This is a genomic window from Novosphingobium sp. FW305-C-111 (assembly GCF_058783565.1).
Window position 1 is genome coordinate 142,294 of record NZ_JBYSYP010000007.1, and the last position, 18,465, is coordinate 160,758.

The 18,465-nt window shown below is 62.5% G+C and carries 13 protein-coding genes; 6 read left to right on the plus strand and 7 right to left on the minus strand.

From position 1 onward, the window contains the following. Positions 1 to 141 precede the first annotated feature (141 nt). From AC3WLD_RS10280 to mobF, 3 genes are read left to right on the plus strand one after another with little or no spacing between them, the layout of a single operon-like run. Positions 142 to 468 (plus strand): hypothetical protein, encoded by a 327-nt coding sequence (locus AC3WLD_RS10280; RefSeq protein ID WP_492556864.1) that lies wholly within the window; start codon positions 142 to 144, stop codon positions 466 to 468. Beyond that, positions 465 to 2,834, plus strand: a complete 2,370-nt coding sequence (locus AC3WLD_RS10285) for a type IV secretion system DNA-binding domain-containing protein (protein WP_492556865.1) — start codon at positions 465 to 467, stop codon at positions 2,832 to 2,834. The genes AC3WLD_RS10280 and AC3WLD_RS10285 overlap by 4 nt, the downstream gene beginning before the upstream one ends. Before the next feature lie 37 nt (positions 2,835 to 2,871). Then, on the plus strand, positions 2,872 to 5,796 hold the full coding sequence (mobF, locus tag AC3WLD_RS10290) for a MobF family relaxase (protein WP_492556866.1): 2,925 nt from the start codon (positions 2,872 to 2,874) through the stop codon (positions 5,794 to 5,796). 339 nt (positions 5,797 to 6,135) lie between these two features. Here mobF and AC3WLD_RS10295 read toward each other — a convergent pair whose 3' ends face one another. The 4 genes from AC3WLD_RS10295 to AC3WLD_RS10310 are packed head-to-tail and all read right to left on the minus strand — an operon-like array spanning position 6,136 to position 7,718. Then, the gene (locus tag AC3WLD_RS10295; RefSeq protein WP_492556867.1) at positions 6,136 to 6,333 is read right to left on the minus strand and encodes a DUF6961 family protein; all 198 of its coding nucleotides are present in this window, start codon (positions 6,331 to 6,333) and stop codon (positions 6,136 to 6,138) included. Beyond that, complete coding sequence (locus AC3WLD_RS10300; protein WP_492556868.1) at positions 6,333 to 6,641, minus strand: DUF5818 domain-containing protein; 309 nt, start codon at positions 6,639 to 6,641, stop codon at positions 6,333 to 6,335. Before AC3WLD_RS10300 ends, AC3WLD_RS10295 begins: the two co-directional genes overlap by 1 nt. Then, a complete protein-coding gene (locus AC3WLD_RS10305; RefSeq protein WP_492556869.1) occupies positions 6,632 to 7,057 on the minus strand; it encodes a hypothetical protein in 426 nt (141 codons plus the stop codon). Before AC3WLD_RS10305 ends, AC3WLD_RS10300 begins: the two co-directional genes overlap by 10 nt. 13 nt (positions 7,058 to 7,070) lie before the next feature. Beyond that, a complete protein-coding gene (locus tag AC3WLD_RS10310; protein WP_492556870.1) occupies positions 7,071 to 7,718 on the minus strand; it encodes a S24 family peptidase in 648 nt (215 codons plus the stop codon). 632 nt (positions 7,719 to 8,350) lie between these two features. Here AC3WLD_RS10310 and AC3WLD_RS10315 point away from each other — a divergent pair. After that, positions 8,351 to 12,541, plus strand: coding sequence for an Eco57I restriction-modification methylase domain-containing protein (locus tag AC3WLD_RS10315; protein ID WP_492556871.1), 4,191 nt, complete (start codon positions 8,351 to 8,353; stop codon positions 12,539 to 12,541). Positions 12,542 to 12,559: 18 nt separating this feature from the next. Then, complete coding sequence (locus AC3WLD_RS10320) at positions 12,560 to 13,348, plus strand: hypothetical protein (protein WP_492556872.1); 789 nt, start codon at positions 12,560 to 12,562, stop codon at positions 13,346 to 13,348. 23 nt (positions 13,349 to 13,371) lie between these two features. Here AC3WLD_RS10320 and AC3WLD_RS10325 read toward each other — a convergent pair whose 3' ends face one another. The 3 genes from AC3WLD_RS10325 to AC3WLD_RS10335 form a co-directional block, all read right to left on the minus strand. Then, entirely contained in the window at positions 13,372 to 14,091 is a 720-nt protein-coding gene (locus AC3WLD_RS10325) for a hypothetical protein (protein ID WP_492556873.1), read from the minus strand. Beyond that, entirely contained in the window at positions 14,088 to 17,195 is a 3,108-nt protein-coding gene (locus AC3WLD_RS10330) for an N-6 DNA methylase (protein ID WP_492556874.1), read from the minus strand. The genes AC3WLD_RS10325 and AC3WLD_RS10330 overlap by 4 nt, the downstream gene beginning before the upstream one ends. A 97-nt stretch (positions 17,196 to 17,292) precedes the next feature. Beyond that, a complete protein-coding gene (locus tag AC3WLD_RS10335; protein ID WP_492556875.1) occupies positions 17,293 to 17,790 on the minus strand; it encodes a hypothetical protein in 498 nt (165 codons plus the stop codon). 442 nt (positions 17,791 to 18,232) lie between these two features. Here AC3WLD_RS10335 and AC3WLD_RS10340 point away from each other — a divergent pair, with 442 nt between their 5' ends. Then, complete coding sequence (locus tag AC3WLD_RS10340) at positions 18,233 to 18,463, plus strand: hypothetical protein (protein WP_492556876.1); 231 nt, start codon at positions 18,233 to 18,235, stop codon at positions 18,461 to 18,463. The last annotated feature ends 2 nt before the right edge of the window (positions 18,464 to 18,465 follow it).

Below are 18,465 nucleotides of genomic sequence, written 5' to 3' on the forward strand. Positions count from 1 at the left end.
CCGTGAAAGTCGCCCGGCAGCCTGTCGAGAATCGCGCGAATCCGCCATTTCTCAATGTTCTTGACATGTTCTCATTGGCGACTTATATAGATTGTGCCTTTCGCAGTGCGTTCCGGGCTCCTGACTACAAGGAGTCCGTGCATGACACGGTCAGTCTGTCTTCAAATCTACGTTTCCAGTGAGCTTGGTGCGCGCATCCGGGATGTCGCTCGCGCGCGCGATCTCGACGTGAGCACATGGGCGCGCTCGTTGCTCTCCGCGGCATGTGACGGGGCCGGTGCAGCAGTCCTGCCTGATGCCATCGTGGACCGGATGGCGCGACAAAGCCTCTTCATCATGGTTGGCATCGATGCCCTTCTCGCCGGTCATCCCGATCGCAGTTTAAGGGAGCGTGCGCGCCAGGCTTACGCGCGCAAATGCAAGGAACTGGGGCTTGCCCCGGCTGCCGGCGAGGGAGGCGACGCATGAAGCGCAACCTCGTCAATTTCACCCGCGGCAGCCAACTCCTCGGCCACTTCAGCTTCATGTTCGCGGCGGGGCTCAAGGGGCCGATGATCGTTGCCGCTATCGTGATTGCGTGGACCTCGTGGTGGACCATATCGGAGGGTCTCAGTGCCCACGAAGTCTATCTGGTATGGATGCGCATCTATGCTGCAATCTACGGCTTCATGGAGTTCGATGCCGAGAAGAAGATCGCCCTGGAAACGGGCTTTGGCGGGACCATCCAGTTCCCCATCGCGCTGCTCGATACCTTCCCGCCGGTAGTACGAGCCTGGGAGCATATGCTGGCCCTCGCGAGCAGTGCTCTCGCTCGTTCGGCGCTGCTCCTCGTCCCGGCATTTGCACTGTTCTACTGGTTCGCGGCGCGGTTCGGCAGCCGGTCCAAGGAGCGAAAGCACGAGCGGGGCGCGATGCTCGTGACGCTTCCCGAACTGGTCGATGAACTGCGCACTCACAACCGGCGCGAGCGCAGCCGTGAGCTCTCAGATGCACTTGGCTGGAAGTGGCGATTGTGCTCACCGCGGGAACTCGCCCGGGTGTTCCCCTACCAGCCTTCGCATCTCGCGACGGTCGTCTATCCCTGGCGGCTGGAGCAGAGCCACGCAATGCTCATCGGCACGACCGGCATGGGCAAGACGGTCGCCATGTCGGACATGCTTGCCGAGGCGCGGGCCAAGGTACAGCGCTGCGTGGTCTTCGATCTCACCGGCGCTTTCATCGAGCATTTCCATGATGGCAAACGGGACATCATCCTGAACCCGCTCGATGCCCGCTGCCCGCAATGGAGTCTCTTCGACGAGTGCCGCACCGAGGGTGAATTCTGGGCCGCCGCCGAAGCCCTGGTGCCACACGACGGTGGCGGCGAGGCGCAGTTCTGGGTCATCGCCGCGCGCGCGCTCTTTGTCGAATTCTGCCTCAAACTGCTCGCCGAGGGTAGGGGCACCAACGAGGCGCTCGCCCGTGAATTGATGACGGCCGACCTGTCCCGCGTCCATGCCATGATGCGCGGAACGATCGCCGATCCCCTGACCGCGCCGGAAGCCGCCCGCATGGCGGAATCGATCCGCGCGGTGTTCAACGTGAACGCCAAGGCGCTGAAGCTTCTGCCGACCGCCGGCAAGCGTTTCTCGGTTCGCCAATGGATCGAGGACGACGGTAGCGATGATGATCACCGGGGTTCGATCGTGTTCATCTCGGCGCGCTATGTCGACATGAGTGTCTGTGCCCAGTTGCTCACCCTCTGGCTCGACACGGCGATGAACATGCTGATGACTGGCCCACGAACCCGCGATCTCAAGTGCTGGTTTTTCGTCGACGAACTGGGCGCGCTCCATCGGCTGCCAGCTCTTGAGAAGGGCCTCCAGACCGCACGGAATTTCGGCGGAGCGATCGTCCTTGGGCTCCACGCCTACGCCAAGCTCAAGGAGGTCTACGGCGAAAACATGGCCATGACGCTGTCATCGCTTGCCCGGACCAAGTTGATCCTCGGGACCGCCGACCGCGAGACAGCAACCTGGTGCTCGGACTTCATCGGCCACCGCCAGGTCCGGGACATGGAGGAAGGCTATACCTACGGCTACAACAATGCCCGCGATGCGGTCAGCCTGACACCGCGCAAGCATATCGAACCGCTGCTCCTGCCCGACCAGCTCATGAATCTCTCGAGGCTTTCAGGCTACGTCAAATTCCCCGATGGCTTCCCGGCCGCGCCCATCAAGCTGAAGCCGATAAACCGGCCGAAAGTCGCTGAAACCTTCATCGGCCGTGCCCAGGAGCGTCCGGCTGCCAGTCCCTCGCGGTCGCAATCGCCACACGCCGAAACCTCCGATCCGGCAACTTCGCCCGGCACGGACCATCCATCTGCCAACGACGATGGCGCGGGCAAGCCGGTGGTTCCCAAGCAGGGCGTTCTGGCGCTCGAACCAGACAAGAGCCGCGAGGCGCGCGGCAAAAGCGAACGGGCGCAGGACGCTGCTCGAGAGAGAGCGGCAGAGGCTGCAGACAAACCGTCCGACATGCCGCGCCAGGCCAGGAAGATGGGGAACAGCCGGGCGCAACAGCATCCCGAAGCAGGCCCGGTGACTCTACCCAAGGATGCCGTCCTTCGTGCAGGGCGGACGCCTGCCAAAGGCGATCCCGAGAGGGACGCGCGCGAAACCGGACGTTCCGATGCGCCGGTTGTGAAGCCACCCGCAAACCTGCCCCAGGATCCAGACAGGACCCCGAGTAGTCGTGCCGATACAGAGGCGCGCCGGCTGATGCTCGAAGACGGAATGCGCGAACGCGACACCGCGCTGCCCGAGGAACCCGATCTCGGCGATCTGGACCTGTGATGCTGAAGGCAAGCGCCGCACGGCGGGGAGGCATGGCATGCTCTCGGTAGCCAATGTCCGGACGGCCGGCGGCGCTGCCAACTACTTCGCGGCCGACAATTACTACACGCGCGCCGATGCCGACCGGTCCGGCGAGTGGCTGGGAAAGGGCGCCGAACAGCTCGGGCTTCGCGGGCGTGTCGAGGCGAAACAGTTCGAAGCGGTCCTGAAGGGCTTGCTGCCGGATGGAAGCCGCGTCGGCAGCGACAACCGGGTGCATCGGGCCGGTACGGACCTGACCTTCTCGTTGCCCAAAAGCTGGTCCGTTCTCGCGCTCGTCGGCGGCGACAAGCGGATCCTCGATGCCTATGCGGCTGCAGTCAGGGAGACCCTGACCTGGGCCGAGAAGAACCTTGCCGAGACCCGGATGGAAGTGCGGGGCAAGGAACGGGTTGTGGCGACCGGAAATCTCGTCATTGGGCTGTTCCAGCACGACACCAATCGCAATCAGGAGCCCAATGCCCACTTCCACGCGGTTGTCGCCAATGTGACCCAGGGACCTGATGGCAAGTGGCGGGCGCTCCGCAACGACAAGCTCTGGGAGCACAATACCCTGCTCAATGCCATGACCATGGCGCGCTTTCGCCTGTCCGTAGAGAAGCTCGGTTACGAGGTCGGCGAGTACGGCAAACATGGCAATTTCGAAGCCGTGGGCGTCCCGAGGAATGTCCGGGATGCCTTCAGTACGCGGCGCGCAGAGATCCTCCAGGCGGTCCAGCAGATGGACTTTTCCACTCCCGGTGCGCGCGATGCGGCCACCCTGATGACGCGCGCCGACAAGGCAAGGATCGAGGACCGCGATGCCCTGGCGCGCCAGTGGGGCGAGGCCGCGACGAAGCTCGGTTTTGACCCTTCAGCGGTCATCGCCCGGGCCAACGCGCGCGCCGCGCACGACATCGGCAATGTGCCGGGTTTCGGACGGTCGGTTCGGGGCATCGTCGAGCACGGACGCGCGCTGGCGAGCTCGTTTGCCGAGCGCCTCGGACTGCGCACGGGCGACCCGCTTATACCTGCGCATATGGGCAATCGGACACCTGAACAGATGGCAGCAGTCCACGCCGTCGCTTCGGCCATCCGTCACCTCGGCGAGCGCGAAGCGGCCTTTACGACAACCGACATCTACCGGGCAGCGCTCGGCTTCGCACTGCCGACCTCGATGATGGAGATCGAAGGCCGTGTCGATCAGCTGCTGCGCCAGGGGCATCTCCTGAAAGGCAGGGGTGCCGATCGCGGTATGGTGACGACGCGCGATGCGATCGGTCTTGAGCAGCGCATCATTGCGACGGTCGAAAGCGGGCGCGGCGTCGCACCTGCCATTGTGCCGCCGGATGTCGCCGGAGACCGGCTGCAGGCCCTCTCGCAGCTCAAATACGGCCTGACGCTGAACCCGGGGCAGGAAGGAGCCGGGCGCCTGCTGCTCGGCTCGCACAACCGGATCGTGGCGATTCAGGGCGTCGCCGGGGCCGGCAAGAGCACGGTCCTGAAACCTGTCGCGGACATCCTGCGCGAGGAGGGGAGAACCGTGCTGGGTCTCGCGGTGCAGAACACGCTGGTTCAGATGCTGGAGCGCGATACCGGCATCCCGTCGATGACGGTATCGCGCTTCCTGCGCCAGCACCGCGACCTGCTGGAAGGCGGCGATCAGTCGCGACGTGCCGAGGCGAGAGCCGCAATGCGCGACACTGTCGTGCTGCTCGACGAGGCCTCGATGGTCGGCAATGCCGACAAGGAAAAGCTCGTGCGGCTCGCCAACCTGCTCGAGCTCGACCGCTTCGCCAGCATCGGCGATCGCAAGCAATTGGGGGCGGTCGACGCAGGCAAGCCCTTCGATATCATGCAGCAGGCCGGCGTTGAAACCGCGGTCATGAGCGTCAATCTGCGCGCCCGCGACAAGGCGCTGCGCGACGCCCAGTATGCCGCCCAGGGTGGCCAGATCGAGGAAGCGTTGCGTCATCTGGGTCCGCATGTCGTGGAAGCGGGCAACGACGCGGCCGTCGAAGCAGCGGCGGCCTGGCTCTCGCTGTCGCCAGCGCAGCGCGAGACCACGTCGATCTACGCCTCGGGCCGCTCGCTACGCGGCGACGTCAATGAGGCCGTCCAGACCGGCCTCAGGGCCAACGGGGAGTTGGGGCCGGGGACCATGCGCCTGGAGACGCTGTCCCGCGTGAACGTGACGCGGGAGGAGCTGCGCTACGCGCGCACCTATGTACCGGGCATGGTCGTCGAGGTCGACCGGCGCCAACGCGGACAGGGGCTGCGGCAAGGGCAGTATCGGGTCGTCGAAGCCGATGCGGCCCGGGAGCGGGTCAGCCTCGAGAATGCGCGTGGCCGCCGCTTCGAATTCCGGCCGGGCCAGCTCAAACTGCAAGGCGAACAGGATACGCTTCGCCTGTTCGAGGTCCGCTCGCTCGATATCTTCAGCGGTGACCGGATTCGCTGGACCGAAACCGACCACAAGCGCGGGCTCTTAAATGCCGATCAGGCCAGGATCATCGCGGTCGACAACAAGGGCGTTACCGTGAAAACCTCGCTCGGAGCCGAGCACATTCTCGCACGCGACGATCCCATGCTTCAGCGGCTCGATCTCGCCTATGCATTGAATGCCCACATGGCGCAGGGACTGACCTCGGATCGCGGCATCGCGGTCATGGACAGCCGCGAGCGCAATCTTGCGAACCAGCAGACATTCCTCGTCACCATTACCCGGCTGCGGGATGGTTTGACGCTCTTCGTCGACAACCCTGGCAAACTCGAAGCCGCGGTCGAACGCAATCCGGGAATGAAGCGATCAGCCCTCGAAACCGTCGATCTTCTGCGCGACGCCGCTGCGAAAGGGCAGGCGAGGGACAGGGTTGCAGCACCGACGCGCGAACCGCCGGAACTCGACCGCTCAATCACCAAGCCGTTCGAGATCGGGATCTAGCCGGGCGTTGTCCGCATGCGTCCCCATGCGGCCGATTGACATAAAGTTCCATATTTGTTCTCATTGTCTCCATGCCCCGAATCGCCGACGATATCCTGCTCACCTATCTCGAAGTGGCGCTCGCTGGGGCGCCCGAGCCGACGCGGGCTGAATGCCGATGATCCACGCTCCCAGAGAAACGCTCGAGTCGATCTGGCGCGCCACCTTGTCGAGCGGATGCGGGGGTTCGTTATCGAAGGCGAGGAATATGCGAGTAGCCGCGCTCAGCCCTGCCTGTTTCCGGGCGACCTCGCGCCGATCGGGTGAAGACGCCGGTTTATTGCTCGGCGGCTAATTGGATCAATGAGGCGGCGTATCGGGATGTCCGCTCGTCAACTGGGCAATGCGTCTGGCGATGGCCTGCCAGGTGCGAATGCCTGCTTCATCGCCGGCGAGCGCCAGGGCACCGATCTGCTCAGCGACGTGGCGGGGGGCCTTGTCGCCATGCGTCTGCAGCACCTGGTTGGCGCAGGCCCAGAGTTCCCACTCGCTGAGCATCAACCGAAATATCCAGCGAACCCGAGAAGGGTGGCAATAAGGCCGTAGGCGACGAACCCACCGGCCAGGACATATTCGAGGTTAAACTTCCGGCGGCGAGGGCGGGGCTGACCTGCCGGCCATATCGCGTCGCAGATCAGGCCGTTGAAACCGGTACGGTGGCCTGTGACTTCGACCTTGCAGCCCACCAGGCGGCGTGATCGGCGGTTCGCCTCCAGTTCCCAGACTCCGCCACCGGTCCGAAGAAGGAGGCCAAAAGGACCTTCTTCGAGGTGTCCGATCAGGTGGAGGTTGGCCTTTACCGGCACGCGGGACCCTTCCAGTAACGGTCCCAGCGCAGGACCGTACGTGTGCGGATCATCGCGCAGGAAAGATCGGCGCCCGAAGGCAGACGGCACCATGCAGCTGTCCTGCTGCCGCCGGCCGAACCTTCGGAACGGCAGGTCAGCCTCGGGCCTTGATCGACCACGTGCCCGGTCGAAATGCTCCCGCGAGGTCCGCCCATCAGATTAACCAGCGCATCGCGGGCTTCGAGCGGCGAGGCCCGGGGGCAGGGCTGGTTCGTGCGGCAGGTTCCATCCATTTCCCGCGCGGCGATCCCCGCGATGCGGATATGCGGTCCTTCGGCGCACCAGAGCGGACCATCGCCATCCCAGACATGGGTAGGCGTGCACGTGAAAATCTGACCGGCAGAAACGACCGAGGCGGCGAAAATCAGAAACATCTCTGTGTCAGACCTACTGGAGTTTACGGCCGAACCACAGGACGCGGCCGACGATGTTGATCGACCGTCGCTCCAGGCCGCGCCAGCTCGGATAGGCGGGGTTGTCGCTCAGCACGGAAATCCGCCTTCCCTGGGGCTCGATAGCAACGCGTTTGACATTGAGCGCGTCGTCCATCCTCAGGACATAGATGCCGTCGCGAAGCCGTGATTGCCCATCTCCAAGATCGACCATGACCTCGTCACCATCGTTGAGCGTTGGCTCCATAGAGTCGCCATGAACATGGATGATCGACAGGCTTGAAGCCTTGCTCGGAGTCAGCTTGCGGAGCCAGCCTTCATCGAAACCGAATTGCCCGCTCTTGTTTTCCATTTCGGCGAGCGCGCCGTGACCGGCGGAGGCTTCGACGTCCAGAACCGGGATCTGCACCAGTTCGACAACAGGTGCGCCGCGGTGAGGGGGGGCGCCGAGCACACGCTCATCCACGCCGAAGAACCGCGCGAGAATGTTGCGATCGCTCTCGTCCAGATAGCGCGGACTACCTTTGCGAATGTACTGCTGGATGTAGGAAACGTTGCGGCCGAGCAGCCGGGAAATCCCCGAATAAGTACAGCCCCTTCGGGATGAGATGAGCTCGTCGAGAGCCTGTCGTGCGTCGTCCATCGCTCACAGTCCTGTCACGATATCTAGGAAAAGTCATCCTAGACTCTAGGACGCATCCCTATTAGGAACATAACAAGAACGCAAGTGCAAAGCGAGTCGACGGCGATGGAGCTTCTGGAGCAGATCGAGGCATATTTGGTGCTTAGCCGCGAGGCGCCTAGCAGGTTCGGCCGACTAGCCGCAGGCGACCCGAGACTGGTAGCCGATCTTAGGTCTGGTCGGCGACTGCGGCGGCGGACCGAAGAGCGCTTGCGCAGCTATCTGAATCAGGTCGCGGCTGGAGGTCCATCCCCTGAAACTGGCCGAATCCAGCGCAGCTTAATAGGTTGATCGCGGGCAAGTAAGGTGACCAAGTGACCGACGACGCACTCGCCACATACGATGCGGAGGCTACCGAACTTGCCGAACGCTATGACCTGCCGAGCTTGCTTGCGTCATATCAGCCCCTCGAGAATTTGCTCGTCCCCGGTGCTGAAAATGCCCTCGCGCTAAGGCACGGAATTAGCTGCGTCGTTCATACGCGCTGGTTCTCCTAGGCGTCTCATTCGAGGCGATGGTCCACGATAAAGAAGCTGCGGCGCTCTTCCCGCCGGGAGGCGGTCTGACTAAGGTGAACGCAAAGGGGTTCCTGCTTGTCTGATTCAGCACTTTTCATTTCCGGTTCTCTGTTCACGACTGATTATCTGGCCGAAGCCATCAAGGCTGATCCAGGATATCTGGCGGTAGATGCGGACGGCCTTCGTATTGCACTGGAGAAGATCGCCGCTGCATTCCCGCAAAGTCACAAGACCAATGAGAGCCAGACGGAAGATGACTTCATCTGGCCGGTGCTTGGCGCGCTTAGCTGGACGGAATCCTTGCGGCAGCAGAATTTGACTGTCAGCGGTCGCGACGACGTACCGGATGGCTTGTTGTTCGTGGATGCCGAAGCGAAGGCGGCAGCTAACGCGCTTCAAGAGCAATGGAAGCGCTATGCCCACGGTCTGGCCGTAGTCGAGAGCAAACGATGGGCACGCCCGCTCGATCGTGCTTCTGGCCGTGATGAGGCCACCGCGCCATCCACCCAGATGCTCCGCTATCTGCGCCGGATCGATGACCTGACGAGTGGCCAGCTCCGCTGGGGCATCCTGACCAATGGCACCAAATGGCGGCTTTACTGGGCAGGTGCACGTTCGGTTTCCGAAGAGTTCTTGGAGATCGATCTTGGCCGCGTGCTTGCGCTGGACGGTGGCGATGATCTGTTCGCCGACGAGGCCACGCGCGAACATTGGCTGCGCGTCTTCGCCACCATGTTCTGCCGCGATGCCTTCATCAAGACCGGGACGGACAATCGCTCGTTTCATGAACGCGCGCGGGCTGCGGCAACGTTCTACGAAGAAAGGGTTGCCGCCAGCCTTTCCAAGTTGGTGTTCGAGCAGGTCTTTCCCGATCTGGCTGGAGCCATTGCCGAGGCCGCCCCTTATGCATCGCTGGAGGATGTGCGCCAGGCCTCGCTTGTTCTGCTCTATCGCCTGCTGTTCCTGCTTTACGCCGAAGATCGCGACCTGCTGCCGGTAGGCGAAAAGCGGTATGATGACTATGCTCTGCGACAGCAGCGCAGTGAGGTGGGCAGGCGAGTTTCCGAGAACGATGTCTTTTCGGATACGGCCACGAAGATCTGGCACCATGTGGCCGATCTTGCCCGGATCATCGACAAGGGCGAGGCGAAGGTAGGCATACCGCCGTATAATGGTGGCTTGTTCGCCGCCGATGGCACGCCCCTGCTCGATTCCATCCGCATTCCCGATAGCGTGATGGCTCCGACGCTTGATGCCCTGTCCTGGCTCCGTGAAGGGGGCACGGCACGCTATATCAACTATCGCGACCTTTCGGTGCAACAGCTCGGTTCGATCTATGAACGGTTGCTGGAGTTTGAGATTGTCCGCGACGATTCCGGCGCGCTCACGGTCCGACCCAACCTGTTCGCCCGAAAGAACAGCGGCAGCTATTACACGCCGGACGAGCTGGTTGGCCTGATCCTCGATCAAACGCTGGAACCGCTTATTGCCGAACGGCTCGATGCCTTCCGCACCGCCCTTGCCAAGCTGAACTCCAAGGATTCCCCGGACTACCAGACTGGTGATCTGAACGAGGCCGACCCGGCAGAAGCCATTCTGAAACTGCGGGTGTGCGACCCAGCAATGGGATCGGGGCATTTCCTTGTCAGTTTGGTCGATACGCTGGCCGACCATGTGCTTGATGCCATGGCAGAGGCGCAGGCGCAGGCGGCCGAGGCGGCACCGCATCTGGAATATGTCTCCCCGCTGGCCCGCAAGATCGAGGACATCCGCGCCACCATCCTCCGCAATGCCAAGGCGGCAGGCTGGACCATCGACCAGGCCCAGCTCGACGATCGCCACATCGTGCGCCGCATGGTGCTTAAGCGTTGCGTCTATGGCGTGGACAAGAACCCGATGGCGGTCGAACTGGCCAAGGTGGCCCTTTGGCTGCACACCTTCACGGTCGGCGCGCCGCTGTCTTTCATCGACCATCACCTGCGCGTAGGCGACAGCCTGTTCGGCCTGTGGGTGCGCGATGCCATCGACAAAGCGGGTGCCCAGGGCGGCGAGCTTCTGCACATCGGCCCCCTGCGTGAGGCAGAGGCATCGGCGGCGGCGATGGGGATCATCGAGCGGCTGACCGATGCCGAAATCGCCGAGGCACACCAGTCCGCCGCGACATGGTATGGGGTGCAATCGCAGATCGGCCCGCTCGACAGTTTCGTCTCGTTCCTCCACGCGCTGGACTGGCTGAACCTAAAGCAGCCAGTGGACAAGGCCGCAGTGCGCGCGCTGCTGGATGGCCAGTTCGGCAACCCGGTGGAAATCATGCTGGGGCGGCAGGAACCGGCGGCGAGGAAATCCGCAGCCGCGAAGGCTGGCGCGACCGACCGGATGAAGAAGCAGCGCTTTGATGCGAACGAGCTCCTGGAGGCTGCCGAACGCATTCTGGGCGATGCGCACGCCCTGATCGCGGAGGAGCGTTTCCTCAACTGGCAGATCGCATTCCCTGGCGTCTGGGAAAAGTGGGGCAGCAAGGAGCGCGCCGGCGGCTTCGACGCCGTAGTGGGCAATCCGCCATGGGACCGTATCAAGCTGCAACAGGTAGAGTGGTTTGCCGCACGCAGGCCTGAAATTGCGGCGCAGGCGCGCGCGGCTGATCGCAAGGAGATGGTTGAAAAGCTCGTTGAAACCGAGGATCCGCTAGCCGACGAGTATCTGCGGGCGGAGCAACGGGCAAACGACACCCTCCGGATGGCCCGCTTCAGCAGCGGCAAGCCGACCAAAGACGCGGAAACCGGCAAGAAGGTTCCAGCACCGGCGGACCATTATCCGCTGCTAAGCAGCGGCGATATCAATCTCTACTGTTTGTTTGTCGAGCGCGCCCATGCGCTGGTCAAACCAGAAGGCATGGTTGGGCTGCTCGTTCCAATCGGGATCGGTGCTGACAAGACCAGCGCGGACTACATTTCCAGCGTGACGGAAAATCAGCAACTGAAGGCATTCATCGCGTTCGAGAATAAGCGCCGATGGCTCTTCAAGGACGTTCACGCAGAGGATCAGCCGACGATCCTGATCGCCTCGAACGAAGGACGGCGCTACCCCAAGTTCCGCTACGCCGTGAAGCTGCACGCCCTTCCAAATGAGCATGCTGACCCAACCGTAATGATGGACGCGGCAACTCTTCTTGCGGTCAATCCCAATACCGGCACGGTCCCAATTTTCCGCTCGTCAGAGGACGCGCGGATTGTCTCTGCCACCTACGCACGAGTTCCAGTTTTTGTTCGGAAATCAGGGCAGGGAGAAACCTCAGATTGGTCTGCGAAGTATCTGACGATGTTTCACATGACGAATGCAAGCAAGGAGTTCCGCAACAAAATGGAGCTCGAAAACCAGGAGGGCGCGTGGCCAATTGGGGGGCAGCGCTACCAATCGGCTGCGGGGACGTGGTTGCCGCTGTATGAGGGCAAGAGCGTCCAGATCTACAATCACCGCTATGCGTCGGTCATCACGCCGGAGGGATCGGTCAGCGGTCAGGGGCAGAGCATTCACGCCTCCATCGAAGACCTAGCCTCGCCGGATTTCGTCCCCACTCCTCGGTATTGGGTCAATGCCGCCAAGGTCGATGCGATAAAACAGGGCTATGCAATTGGCTTCAATGATGTCTGCAACACGAACAATGAGCGGTCGCTCATCGCAGCGATTATCCCGCAAGTGGGCGCAGGAAACACGTTGCCCCTGCTAGACGAGCTGAGTGCATCGGACAGCAGCCTACTGGCCGGAAACCTGAACTCGATCCCTTGCGACTACTTCGCACGGAACAAGATTCAGAGCCGTCACCTGAACAAGTATATACTTGAACAGCTCCCCATTATCCCTCCCCCCGCCTATACTCGCGACTTCGGTCCGAAGACTGCCGCCGAAATCGTGCGCGCAGCGGTGCTTGAATTGACCTACACCGCGCATGACCTTGCCCCTTTCGCCCGCGACATGGGCCATGTGGATGCAAAGGACGACGTCCTGCCTCCCTTCGAATGGGACGAAGAGCGCCGCCTGAACCTGCGGGCCAAGCTCGATGCGCTCTATTTCATCCTCTACGGCGTATTCGATCAGGCCAATGCCGCGCAGAGCCGGGACGACATCCGCTACATCTATTCCACCTTCCCCATCGTGGCCCAGCAGGAACGCGACAGATGGGGCGGTAGCTACAAGAGCGAGGAACTTTGCCTCGCCTGGATCAATGCGCTTATCGCCGGGCAGCCCGACGCGGCCATTGGCGTCTGAACAAAACCGGGGGCAATCATGAAACTGAACCGTCAACAGATTCAGGAACGCGCTCTCCAGGTACTCGAGGCACATCCGCAGGGCATCCGCTGGTCGGACCTTCTGCGTGCCGTCGAAGCACAGGCGCCGGACACACCCCACAACAGCGTCCATGGCGGCATTCACAACCTGCTGACCACTCGAAGTTCTGAAATCGTGAAGGTTGCGCGCGGCACCTATCAGCTCGCGCAGTATGCCGCCGCTGATGATGCCGCCGCCAGCGCGCAGGAAGCGGAAACGGTCGCCGCACCGGTCAAGGCCGAAACTCCCGGTTCCGAGACGCTGACCGAGCAGGATTTCTACGCCAGCTTTGCTGAATGGCTGGAGGAGAACGACGAGGCTACGGTCGCCGCCGCGCTTGGCGGGGCCAGCCTTGGCGGCAAGTGGGGCACACCTGATGTGATTGGCGTGCTCAAACCCCGTGCGCAGGACATCTTCAAGTTTGAAGCGCAGATCGTGACAGCCGAGATCAAGGCTGTGCCCAGCCAGCCGGTAGTCGCCTTCGGCCAGGCGGTTGCCTACCGGCTGTTCTCCCACAAGAGCTACATCGTCGTGCCGAACTCTACGAGCAGCGACGACATGAACCGCCTGAAGTCGCTGTGCAGCATCCATGGCGTCGGGCTGGTAACCTTCGCCTTGAACAAGGCTCAGCCGGACTATGCCGTCGTCGTCCTGCCGGTGAACGCCGCTCCGGACATGTTCTATGTGAACAATATGCTGGAGCGGCTGAAGTCGAGCGAGCCGAAGCTGTTGAATAAGCTGTTTTGACTGGAACGGTGCGAGACCACCGGTTAGGCGGATGTTTTCGGCTTCTTCGGTTTGAGGGTGCTCGTCGGATATCCGAAGGCGAAGAAGAAATGTGACACTCGGATTGTGCCATGGCTCGGCGCGAGCGCAGGCTCACGTTCGTGCTCTGTGTCGAAGTCTGCGGCCGTAAACAGCGGAGATGGTCGCGCATAGGCCTGGCCAGTGGCGGTTGGCCGCAATCGCAGGAGAGTCGCGAGCGCGGTTTCGCCCAGCGCCTCGCGGATCGGCGGCACGATTTCCTCTACCGGGTCGAGCAGCACACCGACCATGGCGGCGACCGCCTGCCGCCGGCTGTAGATTCCGGTCACGAAGCGGCCGAGGCCCTGTTCGCGCAGGTAATGATCGCGATGCTTCTTCTGGCGTCCGAGTCGCTTGAATTCGAACACCAGCTTCATGGAATGGACGGCGCTGTTCCAGCCATAGACGATGTCGGTCCGGCGCTCCTCGATCAGGGCGCCGGTCGCCGGATCGATCTCGCCGATGATGTCCTCGGCCGCCCACATGCCGAGCAGGCCGCGCTCGCGCGCGACATGGTTCTCGACATAGACCTTGAGACGCTTGGTGAGCGCGTCCTCCCTGGTCTTCGGATTGAAATCCGGTCTCGGCCGCTCCGCAAGCTCCGACCAGCCCTGGCGCAGCGCTTCGACCGCTTCGGTTGCCGGTTTTAACGGGAAGGCAGAAAGCCAGTCGGACGCACCCGTCACGCAGGCACCGCCAACTTGTCGAAGCCGGCGCGGGACTGCACAGTCCGCACGATATATTCAGCGTCGCGAAGAGCCTGGCGAACCGTCCAACTGCGCTGCGTAAGGGGCCGCACCAGGTAGAGGCTGCCGTCGATCCAGAGGTGCGCATCCGGAACGAGCGTGAGATAGTCCCCGGACGGTATGGTGCGCAGCCCCGATTTCCTGAGCGCAGCCAGCGTCTCGATCACCAGATCGTCGTTGACGACCGCCGCGAAACCGGGCGCCGCACGGCCCTTTTCTGCGTAGCTGACCTTCACGATTCCCGAGGGCCCAGCGCGGGCCGGATCGTTGGCCACGACGTCCACGTGGAAGCGTCCTCGGCCGCCCGTCCTGTCGCGCCAGCACGTGAGCGCCGTCGCAAGCGCATCCGCGTAGATACGGAAATGCTGCTCGCCGGCAGTGCGCTGAGCAGGCGTATCGAGGCTCTTGAAGCTTCGCGGTCGGATCGAAGGCATGAGCACCTCGACGGTCTCAGTGACCAGCGTCCGCTCTTCATCCGTCAGGCCGAAATAAGCGAAGACGGCTGCGTCGAGCTCGCCGCGAAGTGACTGATATTGAGCAAGCTGGAGCAGTTCCTCCTCGGACATCAACCGGTCGACATGATCCGTGATCGATGCCAACGCCGAGGCGGCCGCTGCGGGATCGGGCGCGTCCTCCGGCGGGAAGAAGGGGAAGGCGTCGACATCCTTCAGATGGATGCCATTGCGCTCGCACAGCATCTTCCAGCCGCGCATCATCAGGAAATAGCGTGCCAACGTGGAACGCAGATAGACCGCGGCGAACTTCAGCAGCGGAGCATCCGACCTTGGACCGGAAATCACCCCTATGCTGTGGGTGAAGCTCGCCGGCCCATCATAGTAGACCGCGCGGACATTCTGCTGCTCACGCGAGAAACCGTCCGGAAAGATTACGCGCGGCCCATCGAACACGGCGAGTACAGCCTCATTGAGGCCGACGACGGTGTCCTTGTCCTCGGGCCAGAGCCTGAGCAGGTCGGGATGCAGGACCGGCACGCCAGCGCTGAGCGCGGCGATCGGCACATGCGGCATGTCGCGAAGTGGGCCGGGATCGACCGCCTCCCGGCTCTTGTCTTCGAGATGGATACCCTTGCGGTAGGTCCAGCGCCTGAACTCGCGCGGCCCGCGCCAGAAATTTGCGAAGGTGCCGCGCAGGCTGAGGCGGCTCCAGATCGCCAAGTCGTTGGCGTCGCCCCACATCATGGTGACGAGCAACTGTGGATCCTCGGCGACCGAGCGGGTCTGCAGCGCATGCCGATCGGCCGATTGCATGGTGAGGCGGCCAAGCGCCAGGCTCAGGTCGGCCTTGGGCACGAGATAGTCGAACGTCTCGCCGAAGGGGATGGTCTGGAGAACGGCCTCACCGCGGCGCGCGCCCAGGAACACATGGCAGGTGTTTTCCGCAGTTGGGAAAAGCAGCCCTTGCAGGTCGCCGAAGTTGATGATGCGGCTCGGCTTGTAGGCGCGGAGAAGATAGGAGACGAACGCCTCACTCGACGCGCCGAGCAGCTGGCCAATCGGCAGGATCAGGCAAGTGCGTCCGCCTTGCTCCAGGAAGTCGAGCGCGCGCAGGGCATAGGCTCCGGCCATCTGGCGGCGCGCGAACGGCGTGCCTGCGCGGTCTGCCCAGTCGTCCGCCGAGGTGTGCGTCTCCCCTTCCGGCTCGGCCCAGGGGGGATTGGAAATGATCAGGGAGAAGCGACGGCCAAAGAACGCATGTTTGTCTTGGAAGAAATCGGCGCGATCGCGTCCGTGCGCGAGGTTGCGATCCTTGAGCGGCGGGAGTTTGGTGCCATCGCGCTCCTGCGCCTCAAGGATATCGGCCGGATCGAGCCCCTCAAGCAGCGACAGATAAAGGCTGAAAGCAGTGACACGACAGGCCATGAAGTTGATGTCGCCGCCGAAGATGCTCCGCTTGAGGAGTTCGCCGCGCTCGGCGAAACCAAGCTGCCGTCCTTCGCGCGCCTCCGCGAGAGCAATCAGGCGGCGGTAGGCGGTCGTGAGCAGTATTCCCGATCCGCAGGCGCCGTCGAAGATTGTCTCCGAAAGCGGATCAGGCGAGGCGAGCAACGCCTGGTCGACCGCAAGCATGGCGAGATTGCGGGGCGTGTAATAGGCGCCGTCCTCGGACTGCTGCTCCGGCGTCAAGAACTGCTCATAGAGGCCTGACAGCAGCTCGACCGGAATATAGCTGAAATCATAGTTCCAGAAATCACCTTGGCCGGTGCGCATGTCGGTGCGGCTCAGGAACTGGTCGAGGATACCAAAGCCGCCGATGGAGAGTGCCGTCCACGGGTCATGCCGGTCATCACCCAGGAAATCGCCATTGAAGTCCGACCGGAGCCGGTCAATCAGCTTGGCGATGCCGGCTCGATCCCGTTTGGCGATCAACCCGGGCAACGGCTCGACTTTGCGCCGGGCACGATAGGTCTCACCCACGATCTCGCGATGCTCGAGATAGGAAATGAACAGCACCTGCCCCATGAGAAGCTCAGCGAGCCGTCGGCGTGCGCGCTTGTCACTAATCCCGTCCAGCCCCTCGTCGGTCAGCTTTGCGACAGCCGTCGACAGGTTCGACAGAAGCTTGCGATCCACTCTGGCCTTGACGTCGAACCATTTGGGCATGCGCCGTGACAAGTTGGCCGTGGAGACGTCCAGGGCCGAGAACGGGCCATCCGGCCGCGCTTCCTCAAGACGCAGGCGTTCGCCCGCCTGCCGGAGCTTGCGGGCAGGCAGCGCGATCGCTTCCTCGCCCTTGAGCTCGATGACGATCGTCGCGAGGTTCTGGTTCCAGATGCGCTGACGGGTCTGGTCTAGCTGAGCCGTCGTAAGCGGCGCCTCATCCGCCGCCACGAAGACGACGGTCGGCACGCCTTCCACGTCGAAGACAGCCTGAGCGCGGACTGCCCCGTCCGGCTTGAGAAGGGTCTTGATCTCCAGGGCATAAGGATGCGTTTCGGGGATCGCCTCTCCGCGCTGGTGCAGCACGTCCGGCTCAGCCGCATAGCCTAGCTTTTCGAGCCATTCCTGAACCGCTGCAGCGGTCATGTCCCTTCCATCCGCCATTGCACGGATGAGAACATATCATGAACAAACTGCCGAGAACAGTCGCTCAGGCGGGGCAAGACGTGTGGCAACACCGTATTCATGACGCCCGCCGATCAGGGAGCTGCCGGGGTATCGGACGCTGCTTGCCATGTACGCTCGGCAGCGAAAAGAGATCGAGCTGCCGTTCCTCGCTCGCGCCCGGCAGGGCAAAGCCGTCCCGGAGAATGGCGAGATGGGGATCGAGGGCGATCAGCAGTGCATCGGTCGCGGGAACCGCATCGGTGCCATCCAGGAATACCCATGTCCGCCTTGGTCCGAGCGCGAGCCGCTTTCCCCAAAGCGCGATGAACGATTGCGACCGCAGCAGTTTTCGCAGGTCGGCGAACGCCGCCTTATGCGCTTGAAGCTCCAGACTGAATTGATCCCGGAGAAGAACCGCCACCCGCAACACGAGGATGGTCTGCCAGCTGAACTTGGCTGGCGAACCCTTTCGCTTCGGACGCTGATCCGCGGGGATCAGCGCGCGCCGGCTGGTCCATTCGCGGAGCTTGTCCGTCGAGAGCCCCGTCAGTTGCGAGGCGATCGGGGTCGGCACGAAACGCAGGTGGCACCTCCTCAAAGTCGGGTAGATTGCCCGATCTCGTCCAGAGAACGGGTAACATACCCGACTTTGCCGGTAAAGAATGGCCGCACAAATTCAGAAGGCCGCCAGGAGCACCCCACGTTTGGATGGCGCGTTAACGAAGTCGTCATCGAGCGACCTTCGCACTCATCCAGTTGGGCAAACCACACTGGTATAGAAGTTTATGCCGCCGCGCCGCAAACGCCGCACGACAGCCGGATGCGAAGCCTTCGCCGTCGCAGGCACCTGAAGGGCCAGCAACTGATCCTGCTTAATAGCCTGATTCCTGCGACTCTACTAACGTTCGAGGCAGCACCACCGGAGTAGAGGTTGCAGCGAGGCTATGGATTTGACTGGGTCGTATCGAAATTCCTATGCCAGCCTCGTGTTTCTGCTATGTTCCAAGGAGAAAGAGATGAACGCCATCATGACGAATTTCGACTTTGAGAACGCCGAGGCGCACGAAACCCGCAAGTGGGAAGGGCTGTCCGAAATCGATCAGGCGATCCGCGACAACCGCCTGACGGAATATCGAATCAAGAAGTCCTGGGCTGACCCATGGTCACGAGCTCTAAGCATCGCAGTGATACTCATTCTCGCAATTTTCGCGGGGTTCGTCATTTATTGGGATGCCTTAAAGGGCTGACT

Bases quoted from the DNA above. Each gene is read 5' to 3' on its own strand.
- AC3WLD_RS10280 (WP_492556864.1), top strand. From the start codon at position 142: ATGACACGGTCAGTCTGTCTTCAAATCTACGTTTCCAGTGAGCTTGGT.
- AC3WLD_RS10285 (WP_492556865.1), top strand. From the start codon at position 465: ATGAAGCGCAACCTCGTCAATTTCACCCGCGGCAGCCAACTCCTCGGC.
- mobF (WP_492556866.1), top strand. From the start codon at position 2,872: ATGCTCTCGGTAGCCAATGTCCGGACGGCCGGCGGCGCTGCCAACTAC.
- AC3WLD_RS10295 (WP_492556867.1), bottom strand. From the start codon at position 6,333: ATGCTCAGCGAGTGGGAACTCTGGGCCTGCGCCAACCAGGTGCTGCAG.
- AC3WLD_RS10305 (WP_492556869.1), bottom strand. From the start codon at position 7,057: ATGTTTCTGATTTTCGCCGCCTCGGTCGTTTCTGCCGGTCAGATTTTC.
- AC3WLD_RS10310 (WP_492556870.1), bottom strand. From the start codon at position 7,718: ATGGACGACGCACGACAGGCTCTCGACGAGCTCATCTCATCCCGAAGG.
- AC3WLD_RS10320 (WP_492556872.1), top strand. From the start codon at position 12,560: ATGAAACTGAACCGTCAACAGATTCAGGAACGCGCTCTCCAGGTACTC.
- AC3WLD_RS10330 (WP_492556874.1), bottom strand. From the start codon at position 17,195: ATGACCGCTGCAGCGGTTCAGGAATGGCTCGAAAAGCTAGGCTATGCG.
- AC3WLD_RS10340 (WP_492556876.1), top strand. From the start codon at position 18,233: ATGAACGCCATCATGACGAATTTCGACTTTGAGAACGCCGAGGCGCAC.